Origin of the sequence: Membranihabitans marinus (genome assembly GCF_021729155.1) — a bacterium.
Lineage (GTDB): Bacteria > Bacteroidota > Bacteroidia > Chitinophagales > Saprospiraceae > Membranihabitans > Membranihabitans marinus.
Window position 1 is genome coordinate 110,043 of the sequence record NZ_JAJQYA010000009.1, and the last position, 21,011, is coordinate 131,053.

The following is a 21,011-nucleotide window of genomic DNA, read 5'->3' on the forward strand; positions in this document are numbered from 1 at the left end:
ATACTTATGGAAAAATGGGAAGTCGATTTTGAGTGGTTGAGAATTCAGCATTTTGTTAAAGACATCATGCAGCAAGAGCATCTACCCGATCTCAATAATATATTATTGGCCATGGGACTGAGAGAATATGGACATTTAAAGACCAAATGGACCAAAGAAGAGAAAAGGGACTTAATGAATGTAGCAGCCTATGTACTACTCGAAATGGAAGGGTATTATCGGTTTCACGGATTGGACGATGAAGGCTGGCCACATTTTGAACTACTTAAAGTTTTTGATGTAAAAGGCGTTAAAGAACAAGAAGAATGGTTAAAAAATCAAATAATTAAATATTTTCACCTACATGTTTTTGAAAATGTTCCAGCAAATCAATAAGATAGGGATCCTCATCCTGATTTTTGCAATATCCTTCTCATGTAAAGATGACCAGGATAGCTATGTGAGAATTTCCACAGAATATGGGGATATCGATATTCAATTATACAATGAAACCAAGGAGTACAAAGACAATTTTTTGGAACTGACTTCATCTGGTTTTTACAACGATCTATTGTTTCATCGTATAATACCCAATACCATTATCCAAGGTGGTGATCCTGAATCTAAGAATGCAGCAAAAGGAAAATATTTAGGCCAAGGCGGGCCAGATTATACCTTAAAACCAGATTTTCGATTTGTTCACATCAAAGGGGCTTTAGCTGCAGCGAGAAAACCTGACGATGTCAATCCCCTCAAAGAGTCTTCTGGCTCCCAATTCTACATCACTCTAGGCCAAGATGTCACCGACGAAATGTTGAACAGTGTAGAAGAAGAAAGAAATTTTAAATACAGCGTAGAACAGCGCAAGCTATATAAACTAGTAGGCGGCATACCACAACTGGACCATGAGTATACTGTTTTCGGCGAAGTGGTTTCGGGTTTAGATGTAGTAGAAAAGATTGCCAAGATGAGAGCTGACGCCAATCAACGACCTGTAGAAGATATTCCAATGCAAATCACGATATTCAATCCCCACGAATGAAACACAGTACATTAATATTCATGGCATTAGTCTTGATCGCTATGTCATCGTGTAATAGACCTATTTCCAAATTTACCGCTCTACAACAAGAAGAGTTATCTGCCCCTGCGACCATTCAATTCGAAAATGAATCGAAGAAAGCCGATTTTTATCATTGGGATTTCGGTGATGGGGATTCTAGTTTTTTGGTTAGTCCAACTCATACATTTTACAAACCGGGTACATATACTGTAACCCTTCACTCTTCCAACGAGAAAAAATCAACCGTAAAAAGAAAAGAAATTACAATAACATCACCTAGATTTACAATGATTGAAATTCAAACAACCTATGGGAATTTACTTGTCGAACTATTCGACGATACCCCTAAGCACAAAGAAAATTTTTTGAAACTGATTAAAGAGGAGTACTTCAAGGATTTGCTTTTCCACCGTATTATTGATGGATTTATGATCCAAGGCGGAGACCCTGATTCCAGAAATGCCCCCGCCGGTAAAAACCTTGGAGCTGGTGGTCCAGGATATCAGATACCAGCAGAAATCGAAGCCGGTCACAAGCATTTCAAAGGCGCTTTGGCTGCAGCAAGACAGGGAGATATGGTCAATCCAGAAAAAAAATCATCAGGTTCTCAATTTTATATCGTCCATGGAAATTCTACTTCCGCCGATGAACTTAAGATGATGGCCAGACGCAATAATATTGAGTATACTGAAGAGGAAATCAATGAATACATAGAAAAGGGTGGCACCCCATTTCTGGACAATCAGTATACTGTCTTTGGTCAAATCATCAAAGGTCTAGATGTGATCGACAAAATCGCCAAAGCCGAGACCAATCGAGCTGATCGCCCCTTAGAAGACATCAAAATGAACATAATCGAAATCCAATAGTTAACATGAACAAAGAAATATTAGGCATTGATATAGGTGGAACCGGTATTAAGATGGGTATCACTGATATAGTAACAGGAAAATTGCTCACTGAGAGATATAAATTCCTGACGCCCAAACCAGCTACACCAGAATCGGTATCCATGGTTATCAAATCAGCCATTCAAGAGCGTTTTCCAGATTATCAAGGCCCAATCGGTTGTGGTTTCCCAGCCATAATCAAAAATGGCATTGCATTGTCTGCAACCAATGTAGACAAATCTTGGTTCAACCTCAATCTCGAAGAATATTTCTCACAAGAGTTGAATACCGATGTATATGTTGCGAATGATGCTGATGTAGCCGGATTTGCAGAAATCAATTTTGGCGACGAACAGATCAGAGATGAAGGGTTAATAATATTCCTTACCGTAGGTACTGGAATTGGGTCAGCCTTCTTCTACAACGGAGTAATGATTCCCAATTCTGAGTTGGGACACCTTTGGTACAACAACGATATCTACGAAAGACACATTTCCAATGTCGCTCGCAAAAATGAAGACCTTACTTGGAATGAATGGGGACAACGTCTCAACACTTATTTGAAACATCTTAATCGTTTGTTTTCTCCCAATATGGTAGTCATAGGTGGAGGAATCAGTAAAAAGTTCAATAAGTTCTCCGATGAGATCGACCTTCCTTTTCCTGTCATACCCGCCTCACTCCAAAATGAGGCCGGCGTAGTGGGAGCTTCGGTATACGCTTACGATAGAACTAAATAAAAAAAAGGAGACCATTTTGGTCTCCTTTCTTTTTTATCTATTTTTCTTGGATTTGACTCCATTCTTAATGGGCATACTTACTGTATCATTTCCCAGTCATTAGCAGGCCGAAATACCTTTGTAATTGTAACTTATTTCGGTTTGTAAAAAACTGAAGAATACCACCTTATTCTGCAATCAAGCGACCATCCTTTCAATAAATAACCAGTAGTCGATGGAACAAACAAACCAAAGGCCTTAGTCTTTTCGAATTTTTTATTTAGCTATTCTGAGGCGTAAAGAATCGAAGAAGAGATACAATATTGGCATCTAATTCAAGTCCATCTACCACTTCATAAAAGGTTCTATTGCCATCAAAATTTTCGACCAATGCCTCTTCCAAGATATCCATAGCCTCAATGTTTTTATCCATTTGAACCAAGAAGCCTGCTTTACAGTAAAGCAGTTCAGAATCCATGGCATTTTCGATACCCTCATCGATGATTTCCAGAGCCGCACTAAATTCACCTATTTTAAATAAAAACAATGCGTGCTTTTTCCAAATATAGGATTGATCTGGACCTATCTCTTCTGCCTTTTGGAAGTAATAGTGAGCTTTGGTAAATTCTTTTATTTTAACATACGCTGAAGCCAGTGATGCATAGTACTCTTCTCTTAGACTTTCGATCCGAATCGCCTTATAAAATGCGTTAATTGCATTGGAATAATCTTCTTTTTTGTAATGGCATCGGCCCAACAGAAAATATATTTCATCGTTGTAAGGATCTAGTCTTTGCGCCTTTTTAAAGATATGTTTGGCCTTATCGTATTCACCTAATCTCAGGTTACAATGACCGATCTGACATAAGATTTCAGAATCTGGACCGGTAATTTCATACCATTCCGTATAGCAGAATAAAGCCTCTTGATAACGTCTCAATTCAAACAAAAGGTCGGCACGATCCTGGTAACCCAATTCGAAGCTCGGCTCGATTAGGTAAGAATATTCATACGAAGTCAATGCTTTTTCATAATCCCCGTTACAAGCATATGCTTGACCAAGATTATACCAGGCCAAATACGAATATGGATCTTCGTCTATTATAGAATTGTGCAACACTATAGACTCATCGAATCGTCCTTCCATCTCTGTACACACCCATATTTTTCTAAGAGCGTTTTCATTGGTAGGATCACACAACAGGGCAAATTTGATAGAATCAAACATTTGATCGTATTCTTCTTTGGCCTCAAAGATCAGACCTTCTAAGAAAAATATTCTACCCAGTTCTTGATTGTCTGCACCATTTTTGATTTCCTCTAAAATGGTCTGAGCAGCTTTGTATTTTTTCAGTGATATCTTTATTCGAGCACCCAAGAGCTTGGTATCAAAATCATATGGGGCAATGGACAATGCGTCATTCAAAGCCTTCTCTGCTTCCTTCCATTTTTTCAAATAATATAGGCATTCAACTTTCTTAATATAAAAGTCGACGCTATACTTAAATCGATCAATGGCAATATTTGCCGCTTTAAGCGCGTTTTGATATTCTTGTTCTTCAGCATAATACTCTAATATTTGAAGGAAGGCATTTTCATCGAGGTAAAATTCCTCTCCAGAAATGAGCATTTCTTCAAAATTAAAGACAAGCTGGAATATGTCGAAGTTATTGTTTGGTTTACTTTCCATGTCACAAGGGGGATTTATAAAACTTGTCGGCGGTAAATATACTGAAATTATATTCACTACAAACAAATTACTTTAATACTTTCTCCACACTTGCCATACATTAATATTACTTTTAATACCAACACAAAACACTGTATTACAACAAGGTACACCTAACATACTTCATCTATTAAAATATTATACATCTATAAGTGTTTATAAACAACGCGTCAATAAATAGTTCTCACAACCATATCAAAAGTGTTAAAAATAAAAAAGCCGAACAACTTAATGCTCGGCTTCTAATTTTATCGATTTATCCTGGGTTATAGACTATTTTTTATTCTTATATCGATCCAATAATTTATGTCGAAACTCGTATTCAGCTTTTTCTAGAAGATATATCCTTCGATAACTTATGAGATCGGAGATTTCATCATAGAAATTAGATTTTAGCTCAACTATTTTCTTTTCATTGTCCAATTTATTGTGTAAAAATTCTCGGGCATTATTGTCGTTGAGATCTGCCTCCTTGATGTAATTTCTGTTCTTCAGCTCCCTCATTTTTGCAGTATAATCGTTATACACTGGCCAAAACACCTGTGCTTCTTTAACAGTTAGACTTATTCTTTCGGTAATATAAGCAACCCTTTGAGCTGTTATTTCCTCAAATTTATCTGGTCGTTTTTCTTGTGCATGTATAGCAGCAGTAACTACCACCATAAAAGCAATTATATTGACTATTCGTTTCATTTATTTAAAATTACTATTTATATTAATATATAATATCTTCAAAATCTACTAAATTCTCTGCTATATACTCATAATAGACCTCTATTTTATCCGACATTTCTTCATCGAATTCGGGGATATGATCCAAGCTCTCGACAATTTCAATCATATCTACATCTGAATATTCCAGATAATCTATGATATCAGTATTGGTATAAGATTCTGCTTTGGGCGTTGGAGACGGAACTCCAACAAAATATATGAGAAGGGCAACAGAAGCTGCAACACCCAGCCATAGGGTAAGTAGCCTTTGCCTCGAATCTGTCTTCTCAGGCTTCAACAATATAGGATTTTGGTCAGTGGTCTTGGCAAACAATTTTGCTTCCAACTCATCAAAATAACCTTCTGGTTGATGAAACAATCGACCGTTTTTGAGGTCTTCCATTTCCGACGAAAAGCCGGTGTTGGCAAAACCATCCTCCTGCATTTTCTTCATTTTAATATCATATTTTCTGTCATATAATCTTTTATCTTTTTCACCGCATGGTGATAGGAAGCTTTTATCCCTCCTTCGGAAAGTCCAGTCATAGACGCTATGTCTTTATATGGCCAATCTTCAAAATATCTAAATTCAAATATTTGTCGTTGTCTTTCCGGCAAATGTTGCACAGCCTTGACCAATGTAGCATGAATTTCATTGCCTTCAAAATAGGGATCAGCCAACAAACCATCTTCCAATCCCAGCACATGGTCTATATTTCCATTGCGCAATTGTTTATTTTTCCTAATAATCTGTAAAGCTTCTCGATAGGCAATACTAAAGATCCAAGTTTTCAGAGAGGACCTTCCTTCAAACGACGTCATTTTCTCAAAAACCTTTACAAAAGTATTTTGCAATGCATCATCAGTATCTTCGTGACTATACAAGACTTTTCTCAGATACCAATACAGTGGCTCTTTATATTCAGCAAACACCATTCTAAAACCGCGATTAATGGTTGCTGGATTATTAATCAATTGAAGTATTTCGCTATCGGTACTCTTAATCACTTTTAGCTTTACATTTCTAACATTTGTCTCAATTAATATTTCTTCCATCTAAAGTTACAAACTATTTCGAAAGTATCACTTTTTACAAAATCGCAAAACAATCAAAAGTTATCTCAATCCATAAACCAGAAAATTTCAGGTACTTATATGGTCTCGTTTTATATTAGAGACAGAAAAAGTCTAAAGGTTTAATTATCTTAAATAATTTTAGTCTAGATAATTTAAAATGATAGAACATTTCATATTTTGGCTAGAGAATAGAAGCAATCATCAATGTCGATATCACAAAAAATAGCAAAATTTATCCTTTCCCTTTGGGGATGGAAGATAACTGGCAATATTCCCAATACCGCAAAGGGAGTCTTTATTGTGGCCCCTCATACTCATTGGCAGGATATTCCACTGGGTCTTTTGGTGCGTACTGCCATTGACCTAAAGGTGTGTTTCGTGGCCAAAAAATCACTTTTTAAAGGTTTGTCGGGAAGAATATTTTACGCCCTCGGCGGCTATCCTGTCGATCGATCTAAAAATCGTGGATTTGTTGATGCCGTTGTCGATATATTTAATAGCAAGGAGTCATTTTTCATAGCCATTGCACCTGAGGGGACTCGTAAAAAGGTCTCAGAATTTCGATCGGGATTCTATTACATTGCCCATAAGGCTAAAATACCAATGTATCTTACTAAATTTGACTTTGAGAATAAGTGTGTTGACTTTAGTCCTCCATTCTGGACCACTGACAACGCAGAAGAGACCATCGCCACTGTAGAAAACTATTTTAGAGGGGTGAAAGGAAAAATTGTAAACCGAAGTTTCTAACGATATTATGACCCAAGACTCCATCCTTGAATACAATAAAAAGACCAAATTTTTTCTAGGTTTAGACCATAGTTCTGAGATTGATCAGTCACAGTATCTTGAGTTATTGACTGTGCTGAGATTTCATGAGCACAAGTATTACATAGAGAACCAAGCCTTGATCACAGATCGAGAATTCGACCTTCTCTACAAGTTAACCGAATCCATCGAGGCTGCTCATCCCCAGTGGCTGGATCCTTCCAGTCCTACCCAGCGAATAGGTAGCGACATCAACGATACTACAGACACTATCACTCACCTATCTCCAATGTTGTCTTTGGCCAACTCCTACAATGCCGATGATCTTATTGACTTCGACAGACAAGTCAAAAAGGCACTTGATACAGATGAAGATATCGTCTACGCGGTAGAACCCAAATACGATGGAGGGAGTATCGTCCTAGTCTATGAAAATGACAGATTAATCAGTGCTGCCACTCGGGGCAATGGAGTTGAGGGTGAAGATATCACGCCAAATATGAAGGCCTTGAAGACCATCCCTCTATATGCTCCATTTAGTAACATCGGCATACAAAAAATAGAATTGCGCGGCGAAGCCCTTATTGCAAAACAAACCTTTGCCGAAGTAAATATTGAACGGGCCAAAAACGATCTGCCTCTCTTTGCCAATGCCCGAAATGCAGCTACTGGCGGTTTGAGGATGAAATCACCCACAGCCACCACTGAAAGAGGGATAGAGGCTTTTATTTATCAAATCGCATATTGGGAACATCAAGACCTGGCCAATGACCTCGATAGTCACTTCAATCGCATAGAGTTGTTGGGCACCTTGGGATTTAAAGTGCCGTTAGAGGAAAAAACCAAATGCCGTAATATTCATGAAGTCATCGACTTTTGTCAATATTGGGCCGAAAATAGAGATCGATATGGGTACGAGATCGACGGCATGGTGGTAAAAGTAGACTCCATCCTCCAACAAGAAAATATAGGAAGTACTGCTCATCATCCCAAATGGGCAATTGCCTATAAATTTAAAGCCAAACAAGCCCGATCGGTATTGGAAAAGGTGGATTTCCAAGTAGGGAAAACGGGATCAATCACTCCGGTTGCCAAAATCACACCTACTGAATTGGCCGGTGTAACCATATCTTCCATATCTCTTCACAACGAAGACTTTATCCAAACCAAAGACATTCAGCTCAACGACACCATATTGATTGAACGAGCCGGCGATGTAATTCCCTACATTGTACAATCCTTCCCAGAACTCCGAAACGAAGAAGTACACCCCATAGAATTTCCCAGCCATTGTCCAGTTTGTGACACGGCTTTGACTCGAGCTGAGAATGAGTCGGCCTGGCGTTGCCTCAATAGCAATTGCGAAGCACAGGTGCTACAAAAAATGATCTATCACGTCTCTAAAGACGCTATGGATATCGAAGGTTTGGGCAAATCGAATATTATTAAATTCTTCGAATTGGGTCTTATTAAGGACATCAGTGATATATATCAATTAGATTATTCAGCCATTCAGTCGATGGAAGGTTTTGGAGAAAAATCTGCCCAAAATATTAAAAATAGCGTGGATAAAGCTAAGCAAAATCCACTGCATCGATTATTGCTCAGTCTGAGCATCCATCATTTGGGCAAAAAGGCAGCTAAAATTATTGCAGCTGAGATTCATTCCATCTTTGATTTACAAAATTGGGATTTAGATCGTTTTCAATCCATAAAAGACATCGGCCCAGTACTGGCAGGCAATGTAATTGACTTTTTCAACGTTGAATCTAACGTCGAGTTGTTGCGTAAAATGGAATCCTACGGCGTCAACACGAATCAATTAGAAGCCGATTTGCCGATAACTGTAGCATCGGGATCGGTTTTCGAAAACAAAACCATATTGTTTACTGGCAGTTTGCAATTGTTTTCAAGAAAAGAAGCCCAGGAATTAGCAGCACAACACGGAGCCAAGGTAATATCGGCCGTTAGTGGGAAACTCGATATTTTAGTCGTCGGTGAAAAACCGGGCTCTAAATTAAAAAAAGCTCAAGCATTAGGCAGTGTAGAGATAATGACCGAAGAAGATTTTAAAGCTAGAATAGATATATGATTACTCCATACTATAAGCTGTTGATGATTTTGTGTTTGCCCTATGCCCTATCGGCTCAAGACACCTTAGTGGATACGATGAATCAAACTGAATTTATAAATATTCAAAGTATTGATTCTACTATTGTCTTGGACATCAGATATGCCAGTACCAATAATTTTACCAAGAAACAAATGTACGATTGCGGCAAGTGCTACTTAAAAACCAATGTGGCTTATGCTTTGGCTGAAATTCATCAATATCTGAAGACCCAGGGTCTGGGTATTAAGGTTTTTGACTGTTATCGTCCCCAATCCATTCAATACAAATTGTGGGATGCCGTTCCCAACCCTCATTATGTGGCTCGTCCGCATAAAGGATCTGTACACAACAGAGGTGGAGCCGTCGATCTGACCATTGTCGATACCGATGGGCAGGAATTGGACATGGGTACAGACTATGATTTTTTTGGGGAAAAAGCCCATCAAGAATTTAAAGATTTACCTAAAAACATTTTAAGTAATCGAAAGTTACTTAAACAGACTATGGAAAAATATGGATTTGAACCGATCCGCACAGAATGGTGGCATTACGATTTTGTGGGAAGTGACGACTACGCATTGTCGAATGTGGTTTGGAATTGTAATAATTAATAAGTAAACTCAAAAATTGAAATATTTATGCAGGAAATAAAGTTCGCTACCAATAAAGAAGCCGTTGACCAACTGGCTGAGAAATACCAAGATCTTCAATCGGAAATTGGAAAAATCATTGTCGGCCAAAAAAATGTGGTTGAAACAGTATTGATTTCTTTATTTAGCAATGGTCACAGTCTATTGGTCGGCGTTCCCGGTTTGGCAAAAACGCTCTTGGTCAGCACTATATCTGAAGTTTTGGATCTTGAATTTAAAAGGATACAATTTACCCCAGATTTAATGCCTTCTGATATCACTGGATCAGAAATATTAGGAGAGAACCGTCAATTTCAATTCAATAAAGGACCTATTTTCTCCAACATTGTCTTGGCCGATGAGATCAATAGAACTCCCCCAAAAACTCAGGCGGCCCTATTGGAAGCTATGCAGGAAAGATCGGTTACAGTTGCTGGTCAAAATTTTAAACTACCCCATCCTTTCTTTGTATTGGCTACCCAGAATCCCATTGAACAAGAGGGTACTTATCCATTGCCAGAAGCTCAATTGGATAGATTCATGTTCAATATTCCACTGTCTTATCCTAGCTATGCCGAAGAATTGGAAGTGGTCAAAGAAACTACTGGCTTACAATCCACAGTAGTACAACACATTCTCAATGCCAAGGAAATAATGTTTTTTCAGCAACTAATCAGAAAAATACCCATTGCCGACAACGTATTAGAATACGCTGTAAAATTGGTACACAAGACTAGGCCTGATGGTGAATACTCTCCTTCTGTAGTAAAAGAATACATTCAATGGGGAGCTGGACCACGTGCTTCTCAGTACTTGGTATTGGGTGCCAAATGTCATGCGGCCATTAAAGGAAAATACTCCCCTGACATATCTGATGTGCAGGCTATAGCCAATTATGTGCTGAGACATCGTATCGTAAAGAACTACAAAGCTGAAGCTGAAGGATTAACCGAGGAAAATATTATTGATCAATTAATCTAAAATACACCATAACCTAAAAGTACTGCATCTAATCCTATAATGAAGTATATTACAATGTCTTATCCATCTCTACTAAATATTATTTTATTAATAGGTTTATGTACCCTAAGTTGTAATTCCAATCGGGATCCATATACCTCTCAAATAAAACCACCGGCCATTGGTAAAATTTACCAAATCAACGTGCTTTCGGACGAGGAGACCTTGGCATCACCAGTATTGGATTCAGTAGATTTCAATTATGGGCAGGCATATCCGATATTGCCTCAACCAGAACCTTATTTTGAATTGAGACAATATTCCGTTGAAGATTTAGATGCACAACCTATTTTGAGAGAACTAAAATGTTTCTTACTCCTGGCGGATTTTAGTCAAGATAACAATATGACTAGAATGGTGGAAAAGGACTTTAGAGGTCGATTGGACAAAACCCAATCAGGTGTCAAAATAGGTAAGGATAAATGGGCTAAAGATCAATTAATCGTGTATATATACGCCCCCAATAGAGAAGCTTTAATCAATGAAATAGAGCGATCTTACACTACTATATCCAAGGAAGTAGAAAAGTTTTATCAAAGTATGATTCGATCCACGGTTTTCGTCCAGGGCAATAATCGAGCGATTACCGATAGTATCCAACAGATATTTGGAATAGACATGGCCATTCCAGCCGATTACACTACGGCATTGGTCACCGATTCTGTAATGTGGTTGCGACAAGAAATCCCAGACATTAGCCGATCTATCCTCATTTTTAAACGTCCGTATAAAGATCCCAAAGATTTTTCGAGAGAGGGAGTTAAAGCCCTAAGAAATAGAGTGGGAGAATATATTTCATCTTCTCTTCCCAACACTTATATGAGGATAAATGACACCGATCTACCTCTGTATATCAATCAATTGGAGATCGATGGCAAATACGCTGTTCAAGCAAGGGGAATTTGGGAAATTGTCAATGACTTTATGGGGGGATCCTTCGTGTCTTATGCCATACTAGATGATGTAAAACAAGAAATAATATTTGTCGATGGATTTGTTTACTCACCAGAGAAAACCAAAAAATTATCCATGCTTTACCTAGACTATATCCTTAGACAGGTTAAACTGTCCAAGGATAGTCCACAGTAATATTTAGGTTATTATTTAAAATACTCCTTTAGGAATATCATACTTTCAGGTACTTGCTGATAGGGTTGAGGACTTTCATCCTCGATATAGAAATACTCAATATTGGAATCTTTAGCTGCCTCCAATACCCCTTTCATATCGATTTGTCCTGTTCCCAAAACAACATCGTTTTCTACTGGAGTCCGTCCACTAAAATCACCGACCACTCCTTTTTTGAGATCTTTTAAGTGCATGAGCCGCATTCTATCACCATACTTTTGAATTAAGGCAACAGGGTCATGACCGGGATGAGCGACCCAAAGAATATCTAATTCAAAACTCACATAGTTCGGATCAGTGTTTTCAACGATGTAGTCGTAGAAAGTACCGTCTTTGTAAGGTCTAAATTCGTAACCGTGGTTGTGATAACAAAATGTCAATCCATTCTCCTTTAACTTTTTACCCGCCGTATTAAAAACTTCAATAGCGTGGTCAGCATGAGATTTATCAAATGGTGCAGTATGACTAATATAAGCTACTCTCACGTATTTGGCACCAAGAGTCTTGGCCTCTGAAATCACCTTGTCCAAATCTTCCTGGATTCGACTATAACTCGTTCCATAAGAAGTACAGATCATTCCTCTTTCGTCCAACATTGACCTCAAGTCTCGAGCCGAGGCACCGAACAAACTTGAAAATTCCATATTGGTAATCCCCAATGCTTTTATTCTGTCCAAGGTGGAAGGAATATCTTCGCCCAAACTTACTCGAAAAGTGTAGGAAACAGCCCCCAATTGACTAGGTTGAAGTGAATTATTGCCCTTATTGGCAATGCCGCATCCTATATTGATACACAACAGAGCTAATAGCCCGATTTTTATTATTTCTTTAACCATTTAAAAAGTTTTTTTCACACAAAATATCTTTATCTTATTTTCACGTTTATTGAAAAATAGTAGAACATCGATATCGTTTTAAAAAATAAAATTCCCGAACAATATACAAATAAATATATTATATTTAAATTAATTGATTTCCATTTACAATAATATGCATTTCAAAAAAATCTCCTTACTTTTGATCGCATACGACTCCAAGTTCACCCATAAATTGAGATTATACATTTTAAAAAGCATGAAGTTAAATATCTACATTTTATTTTTTGGTCTATTATTAGGATCCTGTAAAGAATCCATTCCTCCTATTTATCCAAATCGATCTGTAGAATTAAAACCAGAGCAAGCTTTGGAGATCTCTAAGAAGCTCCAACAAGAAGTAAATGTCACAGTCGCAGATCCTTTTGAACTCACCCTATGGGCTTCGGACACATTGGTCAACGATCCTATAGCCATCAGTATAGATGACCAAGGAAGGGTATTTTATACCAGTGCCATTAGACAAACCCATTCAGAATTTGATATACGACAACACAAAAATTGGATGACGGCTTCTATTTCCTTTAAGACGGTAGAAGATCGAAGAGCGTTTTTGCGCAAAACTTTTGAAGCTGACAGTGAAGAATCAAAACGTTTTTTAAAAGATCTCAATAATGATGGGGTCAGAGATTGGAGAGATTTGACGGTTGAAAAAGAAGAAATTTGGTTTGTCGAAGACAATTCAGGAGATGGGATTGCCAATCGCAGTCAACTGTATTTACAGGATTTTCACGAAGAAATAACCGATGTTGCCAATGGAATTGAGGTCCATGACGGAGAGGTATACATTGCCATCGGTCCCGATTTTTGGCGAACTAAAGATATCGACGGCGATTTGATTGCGGACAAAACAGAGTCTATCAGTCACGGTTATGCCGTTCACATTGGCTTTGGGGGCCATGGTATGTCTGGAGCAACCATCGGTCCTGCAGGGAGAATATGGTGGGGCATCGGTGATATTGGGGCCAATATTATCGACAAAGAAGGCAAACAACACGCCTACCCCAATGAAGGAATAATAGTTCGGTCGGATATCGATGGAAGTAATTTCGAAGTATTTGCCCATGGATTGCGCAATACTCATGAATTTGTTTTTGACAAATACGGCAATCTTATCACCGAAGACAACGATAGCGATCAACGCGGAGAAAGAGAACGCCTCACCTATTTAATCGATGGTTCTGACAGTGGATGGCGGATCAATTGGCAATTTGGAAAATATACCGATTCTACAAATAATGGGTACAAAGTGTGGATGGATGAAAAAATGCACATCCCCAGATGGAAAAACCAAGCAGCTTATTTTCTTCCTCCAATAACCAATTATATCAATGGTCCAACAGGACTGGTCTACAACCCAGGAACGGCTTTGAGTCCGGATTGGTACGACCATTTTTTCATCGCAGAATTTAGAGGTACTCCAGCCCGATCACCTCTTCACGCCTTCACATTGGCCAGCGATGGAGCCGGATTCAAATTGGACAAAACCCAAGAAGTCGTCAATGGTCTACTCCCTACAGGTCTAGATTTTGGACCAGATGGATCCCTGTATTTCGGAGATTGGATCGATGGGTGGGACCCCAAGAGGCAAGGTAGAATTTGGAAACTAGATATACCAGGACAAGAAAATAGTCCCATAAGAGCACAAACTAAAGAAATACTACAATCCAATTTTTCTAATAAAAAACAATCAATTCTTTCCGAATTGCTATACCATCAAGACTTAAGAGTCAGAAAAAAAGCGCAATTTGAATTGGTCAAACGAGGGGAAGATGGATTTGAAATCTTAAATTCTGCCATTAATCAACGAGAAAATCCAATAGCTAGGATTCATGGCATCTGGGGTATTTCCCAACTGGCAAGACAAGTAGACAAAGACTATGCCTCTGTACTGGTTCCCCTATTGAGAGATCAAGACCCAGAAATATGTGCTCAAGCAGCAAAATATTTAGGAGATGTCAAATATCACAAAGCTGAAGAAAGTTTAATTCCATTGCTTAATCATTATTCACCCAGAGTGCAGCTCTTTGCCGTGGAAGCCCTCGGTAGAATAGAAAGCGAAAATGCCGTCCACCCCATCTTGGACTTAGTGGAACGCAACGATAATAAAGACACTTGGTTGCGACATGCAGCCGCCATTGCTCTGGCGAGAATTGATGATGCCGATCCATTACTGGATTTGGTTGATGATCCATCTAAGGCCAAAAAAATAGTAGCAGTAGTAGCTCTTCGAAGAATGAGCGACAAGGGTGTGGCAAGATTTCTTCAAGACGACAGTCAATACATAGTGGCTGAGGCAGCTCGGGCTATTAACGATGACCTTTCCATCCCCGAAGCATTGGAAGATTTGGCTAATATTTTAACTGAAAAAAGAATAAATAAGGAGGTTATTTTAAGAAGAGCAATCAATGCCAATCTTAGAGTAGGCAACCCCGAAAACATCGACAATTTAATAGAATTTATTCAGATGACTTCGGCTCCTGCAGCAATGAGGGCTGAGGCCATAGCCACCTTGAGTTCATGGTCTAATCCATCGTTATTTGATCGGGTAGATGGAAGATATAGAGGTCCTCTGTCGAGGGATGCATCCATGGCACGTGAGAAATTGAATCCACTTTTACCTCGGCTATTGAGAGAGAAAAATAATATTGTTCAACTTGAGACTGTAGCCGCCATTGGTCGATTGAAAATCGATACCTATGATCAAAAATTGATCAATCTTCTATACTCGACCACCGATGCCGATATTAAGAAGACTATTTTAAACACTTTGAACACCTTGCAATCTTCTACTTTAGAAATCGCATTGGAAAGAAGTCTTACCGACAAAAATGCCGAGGTAAGATCAGAAGCTTTAAAGCTCTTGCCCAAGTCCAATATTTCACCACAACAATCTATTAAACTCTTTAAAAAAGTACTGCGGTCTGGGACTATCTCTGAACAACAAGCAGCATTGATTGCTTTGAGGTCGATATCTTCGGATAATGCCTCTACCATACTCACAGAGTCGATGAATCAGTTGATCGCAAAGAGATTACCGCGCGAAATTGAATTAGATTTGATAGAAACCGTTGAGTTGCAAGAAGATGAAAATCTAAAACAACTACTTCAAACTTACAACCAGTCCAAAGATAGCAGCGATATAGTAGATCAGTATAGAGAAGCCCTATACGGAGGTGATGCAGGCAAAGGTCGACGATTGTTTTACAACCATCCCGAAGCTCAGTGTATTAGATGTCACGCGGTATTTGAAGTGGGTGGAAATGCTGGTCCGGGACTAGCCGAAGTAGGGAAACGTCTTACTCGAGCTCAGATCCTAGAGTCTTTAATTGACCCCAGTGCCGCTTATGCTCAAGGCTACGGAATTGTGTCGACAACGCTAAACAACGGTGAAACTCTCGCTGGTACCGTTGTAGATGAGGATGAGGCATCGTTGGTGATTAAGATGGGTAAAGGCGACATTAAAACCATTGCCAAATCAGATATAAAGGAGCGCAAAAACAGTCCCTCAAGTATGCCCAATATGAAGACGATCTTGAAAAAGAGCGAAATGAGAGATATTGTAGCGTTTTTATCAGGATTAAAAGAAATACACTAGAGAAAAAGTCATAGCATTAGTGTCCTTACAGCAAGTAGATTTTAATTGTTAATTTATTAATGGATAGGTGAGGCTGTAGTATGGAAGCCATGCTTCCTCTCCATTTACCAGAGAAATTATCATCTTCTTAAAGTCGGAACTACACTTCTTTCTTTCATTTGTCATATTTTTTAAAGTTATCTTAAGCTCCTATATTTTTTGCCCTATTTAACATACTACTACCAGGTTAGATAGCCACTGTGCTCCGACTAGGCTTGCTAAAATGAAGGATCCGAGGCCACTGCGCCTCGGGTGGGTTCGAAACTGTGCCCAGGTGTGATTACACTTCATTCGATCATGAATTTCATTTGCTCATTATAAAATCCATTTGGGATTAAAAGTTTTGTGTTTCGAAAACAATAGTTCAATAGTGATGGTATTAGGGAAATGGGATATCCCCAAAAAGTGTATTCCTATATCTCCAATTTATCCAATTCTTCGATTAAGGCTCTTCGGTAGGGATATGTTGCTCTCAATTTTGCAATCACCTTCTCCCCTTCTTCTTCTCCCCCATTTTTCCTCATCCTTTTTATTATTTTACACATCGCTCGATAATAATTCCGACCCGTATTGTTAATCATAAAATCAATAATTAAGGTAACATAAAGGTCCATGATCTCTTTGCGATAGTGAGGCAATAAAAGTTCTTCATACTGTTCTAATGCGTTTAAGGAAGGTTGTTTTTTTATATGTAAAAACAATTCATCCCAATATTCTTCGACGATATAGATCTGTTTGAGCACTTCTTGATGTTGCCAATATGTCATGGTTTTAAGCTCATCGATCATAGATGCAATAAAGTCATCCCACTGATTACCTGGAAAAATCGATTTCAAAATCTGATAATATTCCTTTGAACCATGATAATCATTCATAACTAAATGACGAGCATATCCGATAATATTCTCTTGATCTTCCTGAACAATAGCTATTTTTAATAACCAATGATACCAAGGCCTAGTAGACCTATTAAATTTAGACTCATCTTGTTTTATGCCTTTTTTAGCCAATAGCTTGGCCCGATCATAATCCCCATTATCAAACGCTCTTTCAATTTCAATATCGCGAATACCAGGGTTGGACAAATGACTTTTAATATATTCTTCGACCACAGTATCGTCATAAAACCTTCTGATGAGTTCTAACCTTAATATTTCAGACTCTTCTTTCCCCCCCGACTTTTTATGCTGATCTAGGCATTCAAATACTTTTTCTGCCTCATCGGTATCGCAAGCTAGAGAACTAGCGATTTTCATCATAGCGGCATGACCATTCCACTCTTGATATGTTTCGTAGTCATAAGCCTTTATACAGTAATCAAAAACCTGCTTTCGCATTTGAGGACTCAATGGTGACTCTGACAATTCAAACAACATATCTAGCGCCTTATCAATGTGAAAACCTATCTCTCCATAATCGGCAGGCAACTTTCCATGACCAACGGACAAAGCTTCCAACAGAGCGACAAGGATATCAAATGCCACTTCAAAAGTCTCGTCTTCCATTGCTTGAACAGCACGATTAAAAATCGGCCGAAGCATTAACTCTACAAAAGGAGAATCAACATCTGTCCTCCAGCCATTTTTTTTAATAGCCAATCTTATAACTGCCTTCAGCCTTTTTTCATAAAACGCTTTGGAATGATCCTCTAATAAATCATCAAATCTAGCCAATAGACGCATTCGAAATTTTTTGTCGCTAGAACTTTCTTCCTCGATAAATTGAAGAAGATCTAGAGGGGAAATTTTTTTCAATACCTCCTTTACTTGCATCCCTTCCGACTTAACTCTTTTGGCTTTTTTCTTTTTGACTTTTTTGGTTTCAAAATTTAAATCATCTTGTTGAATAAAAAATATAACGGCAACTAAGTGACTGCATATCGGACTGCCGTTTGGACAACTGCAATGGTGATCGACAATAATATCACTGTTTATTTTTAAATGGACGGTGTATACATCGGTATCCGATACTCTGGCAATATACTCTCCAGCAGAAGTCTCTGCGAACTCTTTTACTCCACCTTTTGAAAAACAGTTTAGACCTCTATTCAAGATTGCCTCATCTATTACTTGTTCGAAAGAGGATAATGAAATGTTCATAATATTAATTTTTTATAAATAACGAGACAGTAGATCATGTTTAAAAATGAATCTTATAATTTACAACTTTTTTTACCGTAAAAAAATTGAATTCAAGTCCATAATAGGTAAAAATAATCTTAACCAAAGTTTTTGAAGTAAAGGTCTTTTTAATGCTCATTACTCTTTTCCATAGAAGAGAACCACCAACAATATTTCCAGTAAATCAAATACATTTAGCGTTTTTATTTTATTGTATTAAAAAGGGTTTAAAAAATCCAATGTTATAAATATTATAAAATCCAACAATTTACTGTATTAAGGAAGTATTGTTTTCATATTCCAATAAACAATGCTTAGTTTAGATTTTTGTAAAAGATTCTTTTGAATTTTCACTATTAACCTATAAATATCATTGATAAAAACCCTTTAATAACATGAAATTGAAATCTATACTCATAACCTGCTTCCTATTGCCATTGTTTTTAACGGCACAAAATACTGATGTATTTAACTTTTGGAGCAATTTAAGAGATCCAGAAAATGATTTATACCAAAATCTGAAAGCGCTTGCATTTGATTATTTAGATGAGCGTGAGGCAGAAATTGCCTCTCTGGACAGCCAGCAAGATTGGGAATTACGTCAGCAATACATCAAGGAAAAATTAAATGAAATGATGGGCCCTTTTCCTGAGAAAACCCCACTTAACCCAGTCATTACTGGAAAGTTGGAGAAGGAAGACATGATTATCGAAAAACTCTATTTCGAATCCTATCCCGGATATTATGTCACCTCAGTTTTCATATACCCCAAAGGCCACAGTGGGAAAATGCCTACGATAATATTCTGTAGTGGACATACTCCAGATAGTTTTCGAAGTCCGACCTATCAAACCATGATTTTCAATTACGTAAAGAAAGGTTTTGCTGTTTTAGCTTTTGACCCAATAGGTCAAGGAGAAAGAATTCAATACCTATCCGACAATGGCAAACCGACCAAAAGCTCCACCATTGAGCACTCTTATCCAGGGGTACAATCTTTTTTAGCTGGGCGATCTCCTGCACATTATTTTGTATGGGATGGTATCAGAGCTATTGATTATTTGGAGACCAGATCCGATGTAGATATGAATAGAATCGGCATTACGGGTCGATCGGGCGGAGGGACTCAAACGGCATATATTGCAGCCATTGACGACAGAATTTACGCCGCTGCTCCAGAATGTTATATCACTTCATTTAAAAGTTTGATGAATTCTATGGGCCCACAAGATGGAGAACAAAATATGATCAATGGCATTTACAACGGCATAGATTTATCAGACTACATCAATGTTCGTGCCCCTAAACCCAATCTGATGGTCACGACCACTTCTGATATTTTCAGCATTCATGGAGCAAGAAAAGTATTCAGTGAAACAAAAAGAGCCTATGCAGCCTTCGGATTCCCCGACCACACACAAAAGGTAGAAGACGATGCAGGACATATGTCTACCCTTAAAAATAGAGAAGCGACATACGCCTTCTTTCAAAAACATTTAAAAAATCCTGGATCGTCTAAAGACCAAAAAATTGATACCCTGTCCAATGAAGAGCTTTTCGTCACTCCCACAGGCAATGTGTTTAGAGATTTAAAAGGCGAGAACATGTATAGTTTGAATAAAAAGTGGTTTAAAACTCAACAAAAATCACACCGATTGATTACAGAAGGATCGGAATTAGACCCTCTTAAATTTGTAGGTCAGGTCAGAGACATTATCGGTTATCAACCTCAAAGCAAAACAGGCATTGAAAGAATATTTTCGGGAAGATCGGATCAAGAATATTATATGATGGAAAAATATTTGTTGCATCATGAAGACGACAGTTATACCCCATTATTATGGTTGAAACCAAAGTCCACTCATAAAGGAATGGTCCTATATTTAGATGAATTGGGCAAATCCAATGCCTTAAATGAAGAAGCCAGTGTCAAGCAACTTTTAGCTGAGGGATATTCCGTTATCGCTCTGGATCTATTGGGAGTTGGCGAAAATGGAGGCAATTACCAAGGAGGTGATGCCAGAATACAAGATGTTCCCGTCAATGTATGGTTTGCCAGTCTATTGATTAACCAACCCATTATTGGTAAACGAGTTCAAGAAATTGCAGCTGCCATTGATCTGATAGAAGACAACAACGCCAATCACTTACCCCTATACGGGATGTCTACTGGTTCTTTGGGTGTGGAATTATTGCATACTGAATTATTGACTTCAGCATTCAATGGAGGAATTATCTTAGATAGCCCACTGTATTCATACGAGGATATGATCAACAATTTAGATTACAAGGCCAAGTTTATTTTTTCCTCTGTAGCAGGGGGTCCACGATATTACGACTTACCTGATATTATGAAAATTTTGGGTAACGAAAAAATATTATTATTAGATCCGAGATCGGGAAATGATACCGTCGTCGAAACCTCTTCTAATAATGGCTTGACCACTTCTCAGATCAAATCAGAAACCAGTGTTGAAGCCATGATCACCGTAGATGAGGACAATAAATTAAATTTAATTTCCAATTTTTTATCAAAACATTCTAAATAGA

At 38.1% G+C, this 21,011-nt stretch carries 17 protein-coding genes; 11 read left to right on the forward strand and 6 right to left on the reverse strand.

The window, feature by feature from the left end:
• Positions 1 to 6: 6 nt before the first annotated feature.
• Genes LVD51_RS08070 through ppgK form a run of 4 tightly spaced genes read left to right on the forward strand, consistent with a single transcriptional unit; the run spans position 7 to position 2,672 of the window.
• Entirely contained in the window at positions 7 to 375 is a 369-nt protein-coding gene (locus tag LVD51_RS08070; RefSeq protein WP_236970706.1) for a hypothetical protein, read from the forward strand.
• Positions 344 to 1,021: a peptidylprolyl isomerase gene (locus LVD51_RS08075; RefSeq protein WP_236970707.1), complete on the forward strand. Its 678-nt coding sequence runs from the start codon at positions 344 to 346 to the stop codon at positions 1,019 to 1,021. Before LVD51_RS08070 ends, LVD51_RS08075 begins: the two co-directional genes overlap by 32 nt.
• The gene (locus LVD51_RS08080) at positions 1,018 to 1,911 is read left to right on the forward strand and encodes a peptidylprolyl isomerase (protein WP_236970708.1); all 894 of its coding nucleotides are present in this window, start codon (positions 1,018 to 1,020) and stop codon (positions 1,909 to 1,911) included. The genes LVD51_RS08075 and LVD51_RS08080 overlap by 4 nt, the downstream gene beginning before the upstream one ends.
• Before the next feature lie 5 nt (positions 1,912 to 1,916).
• Positions 1,917 to 2,672, forward strand: coding sequence for a polyphosphate--glucose phosphotransferase (gene ppgK / locus LVD51_RS08085; RefSeq protein ID WP_236970709.1), 756 nt, complete (start codon positions 1,917 to 1,919; stop codon positions 2,670 to 2,672).
• Between the two features lie 259 nt (positions 2,673 to 2,931).
• Here ppgK and LVD51_RS08090 read toward each other — a convergent pair whose 3' ends face one another.
• From LVD51_RS08090 to LVD51_RS08105, 4 genes are all read right to left on the reverse strand, one after another.
• The gene (locus LVD51_RS08090; protein WP_236970710.1) at positions 2,932 to 4,341 is read right to left on the reverse strand and encodes a tetratricopeptide repeat protein; all 1,410 of its coding nucleotides are present in this window, start codon (positions 4,339 to 4,341) and stop codon (positions 2,932 to 2,934) included.
• 312 nt (positions 4,342 to 4,653) lie between these two features.
• Entirely contained in the window at positions 4,654 to 5,073 is a 420-nt protein-coding gene (locus tag LVD51_RS08095) for a hypothetical protein (protein ID WP_236970711.1), read from the reverse strand.
• A gap of 22 nt (positions 5,074 to 5,095) precedes the next feature.
• Positions 5,096 to 5,548 carry a hypothetical protein gene (locus tag LVD51_RS08100; RefSeq protein ID WP_236970712.1) on the reverse strand — a complete coding sequence of 151 codons (453 nt, stop codon included), beginning with the start codon at positions 5,546 to 5,548 and terminating at the stop codon, positions 5,096 to 5,098.
• Entirely contained in the window at positions 5,545 to 6,150 is a 606-nt protein-coding gene (locus tag LVD51_RS08105; protein WP_236970713.1) for an RNA polymerase sigma factor, read from the reverse strand. Before LVD51_RS08105 ends, LVD51_RS08100 begins: the two co-directional genes overlap by 4 nt.
• A 225-nt stretch (positions 6,151 to 6,375) precedes the next feature.
• Between LVD51_RS08105 and LVD51_RS08110 the strand changes: the two genes are divergently transcribed.
• From LVD51_RS08110 to LVD51_RS08130, 5 genes are read left to right on the forward strand one after another with little or no spacing between them, the layout of a single operon-like run.
• Positions 6,376 to 6,921 (forward strand): 1-acyl-sn-glycerol-3-phosphate acyltransferase, encoded by a 546-nt coding sequence (locus LVD51_RS08110; protein ID WP_236970714.1) that lies wholly within the window; start codon positions 6,376 to 6,378, stop codon positions 6,919 to 6,921.
• Positions 6,922 to 6,928: 7 nt separating this feature from the next.
• Positions 6,929 to 9,031 carry an NAD-dependent DNA ligase LigA gene (gene ligA, locus LVD51_RS08115; protein WP_236970715.1) on the forward strand — a complete coding sequence of 701 codons (2,103 nt, stop codon included), beginning with the start codon at positions 6,929 to 6,931 and terminating at the stop codon, positions 9,029 to 9,031.
• Positions 9,028 to 9,663: a D-alanyl-D-alanine dipeptidase gene (gene ddpX / locus LVD51_RS08120; RefSeq protein ID WP_236970716.1), complete on the forward strand. Its 636-nt coding sequence runs from the start codon at positions 9,028 to 9,030 to the stop codon at positions 9,661 to 9,663. Before ligA ends, ddpX begins: the two co-directional genes overlap by 4 nt.
• Before the next feature lie 36 nt (positions 9,664 to 9,699).
• Entirely contained in the window at positions 9,700 to 10,662 is a 963-nt protein-coding gene (locus LVD51_RS08125; protein WP_394803163.1) for an AAA family ATPase, read from the forward strand.
• 39 nt (positions 10,663 to 10,701) lie between these two features.
• A complete protein-coding gene (locus tag LVD51_RS08130) occupies positions 10,702 to 11,790 on the forward strand; it encodes a DUF4837 family protein (RefSeq protein WP_236970718.1) in 1,089 nt (362 codons plus the stop codon).
• Between the two features lie 11 nt (positions 11,791 to 11,801).
• Here LVD51_RS08130 and LVD51_RS08135 read toward each other — a convergent pair whose 3' ends face one another.
• A complete protein-coding gene (locus LVD51_RS08135) occupies positions 11,802 to 12,665 on the reverse strand; it encodes a sugar phosphate isomerase/epimerase family protein (RefSeq protein ID WP_236970719.1) in 864 nt (287 codons plus the stop codon).
• Positions 12,666 to 12,903: 238 nt separating this feature from the next.
• Here LVD51_RS08135 and LVD51_RS08140 point away from each other — a divergent pair, with 238 nt between their 5' ends.
• A complete protein-coding gene (locus LVD51_RS08140) occupies positions 12,904 to 16,302 on the forward strand; it encodes a HEAT repeat domain-containing protein (protein WP_236970720.1) in 3,399 nt (1,132 codons plus the stop codon).
• 452 nt (positions 16,303 to 16,754) lie between these two features.
• Here the strand turns inward: LVD51_RS08140 and LVD51_RS08145 are convergent, their stop codons facing one another.
• Positions 16,755 to 18,440 carry an SWIM zinc finger family protein gene (locus LVD51_RS08145; RefSeq protein WP_236970721.1) on the reverse strand — a complete coding sequence of 562 codons (1,686 nt, stop codon included), beginning with the start codon at positions 18,438 to 18,440 and terminating at the stop codon, positions 16,755 to 16,757.
• A gap of 416 nt (positions 18,441 to 18,856) precedes the next feature.
• Between LVD51_RS08145 and LVD51_RS08150 the strand changes: the two genes are divergently transcribed.
• Positions 18,857 to 21,010, forward strand: a complete 2,154-nt coding sequence (locus LVD51_RS08150; protein WP_236970722.1) for an alpha/beta hydrolase family protein — start codon at positions 18,857 to 18,859, stop codon at positions 21,008 to 21,010.
• The last annotated feature ends 1 nt before the right edge of the window (position 21,011 follow it).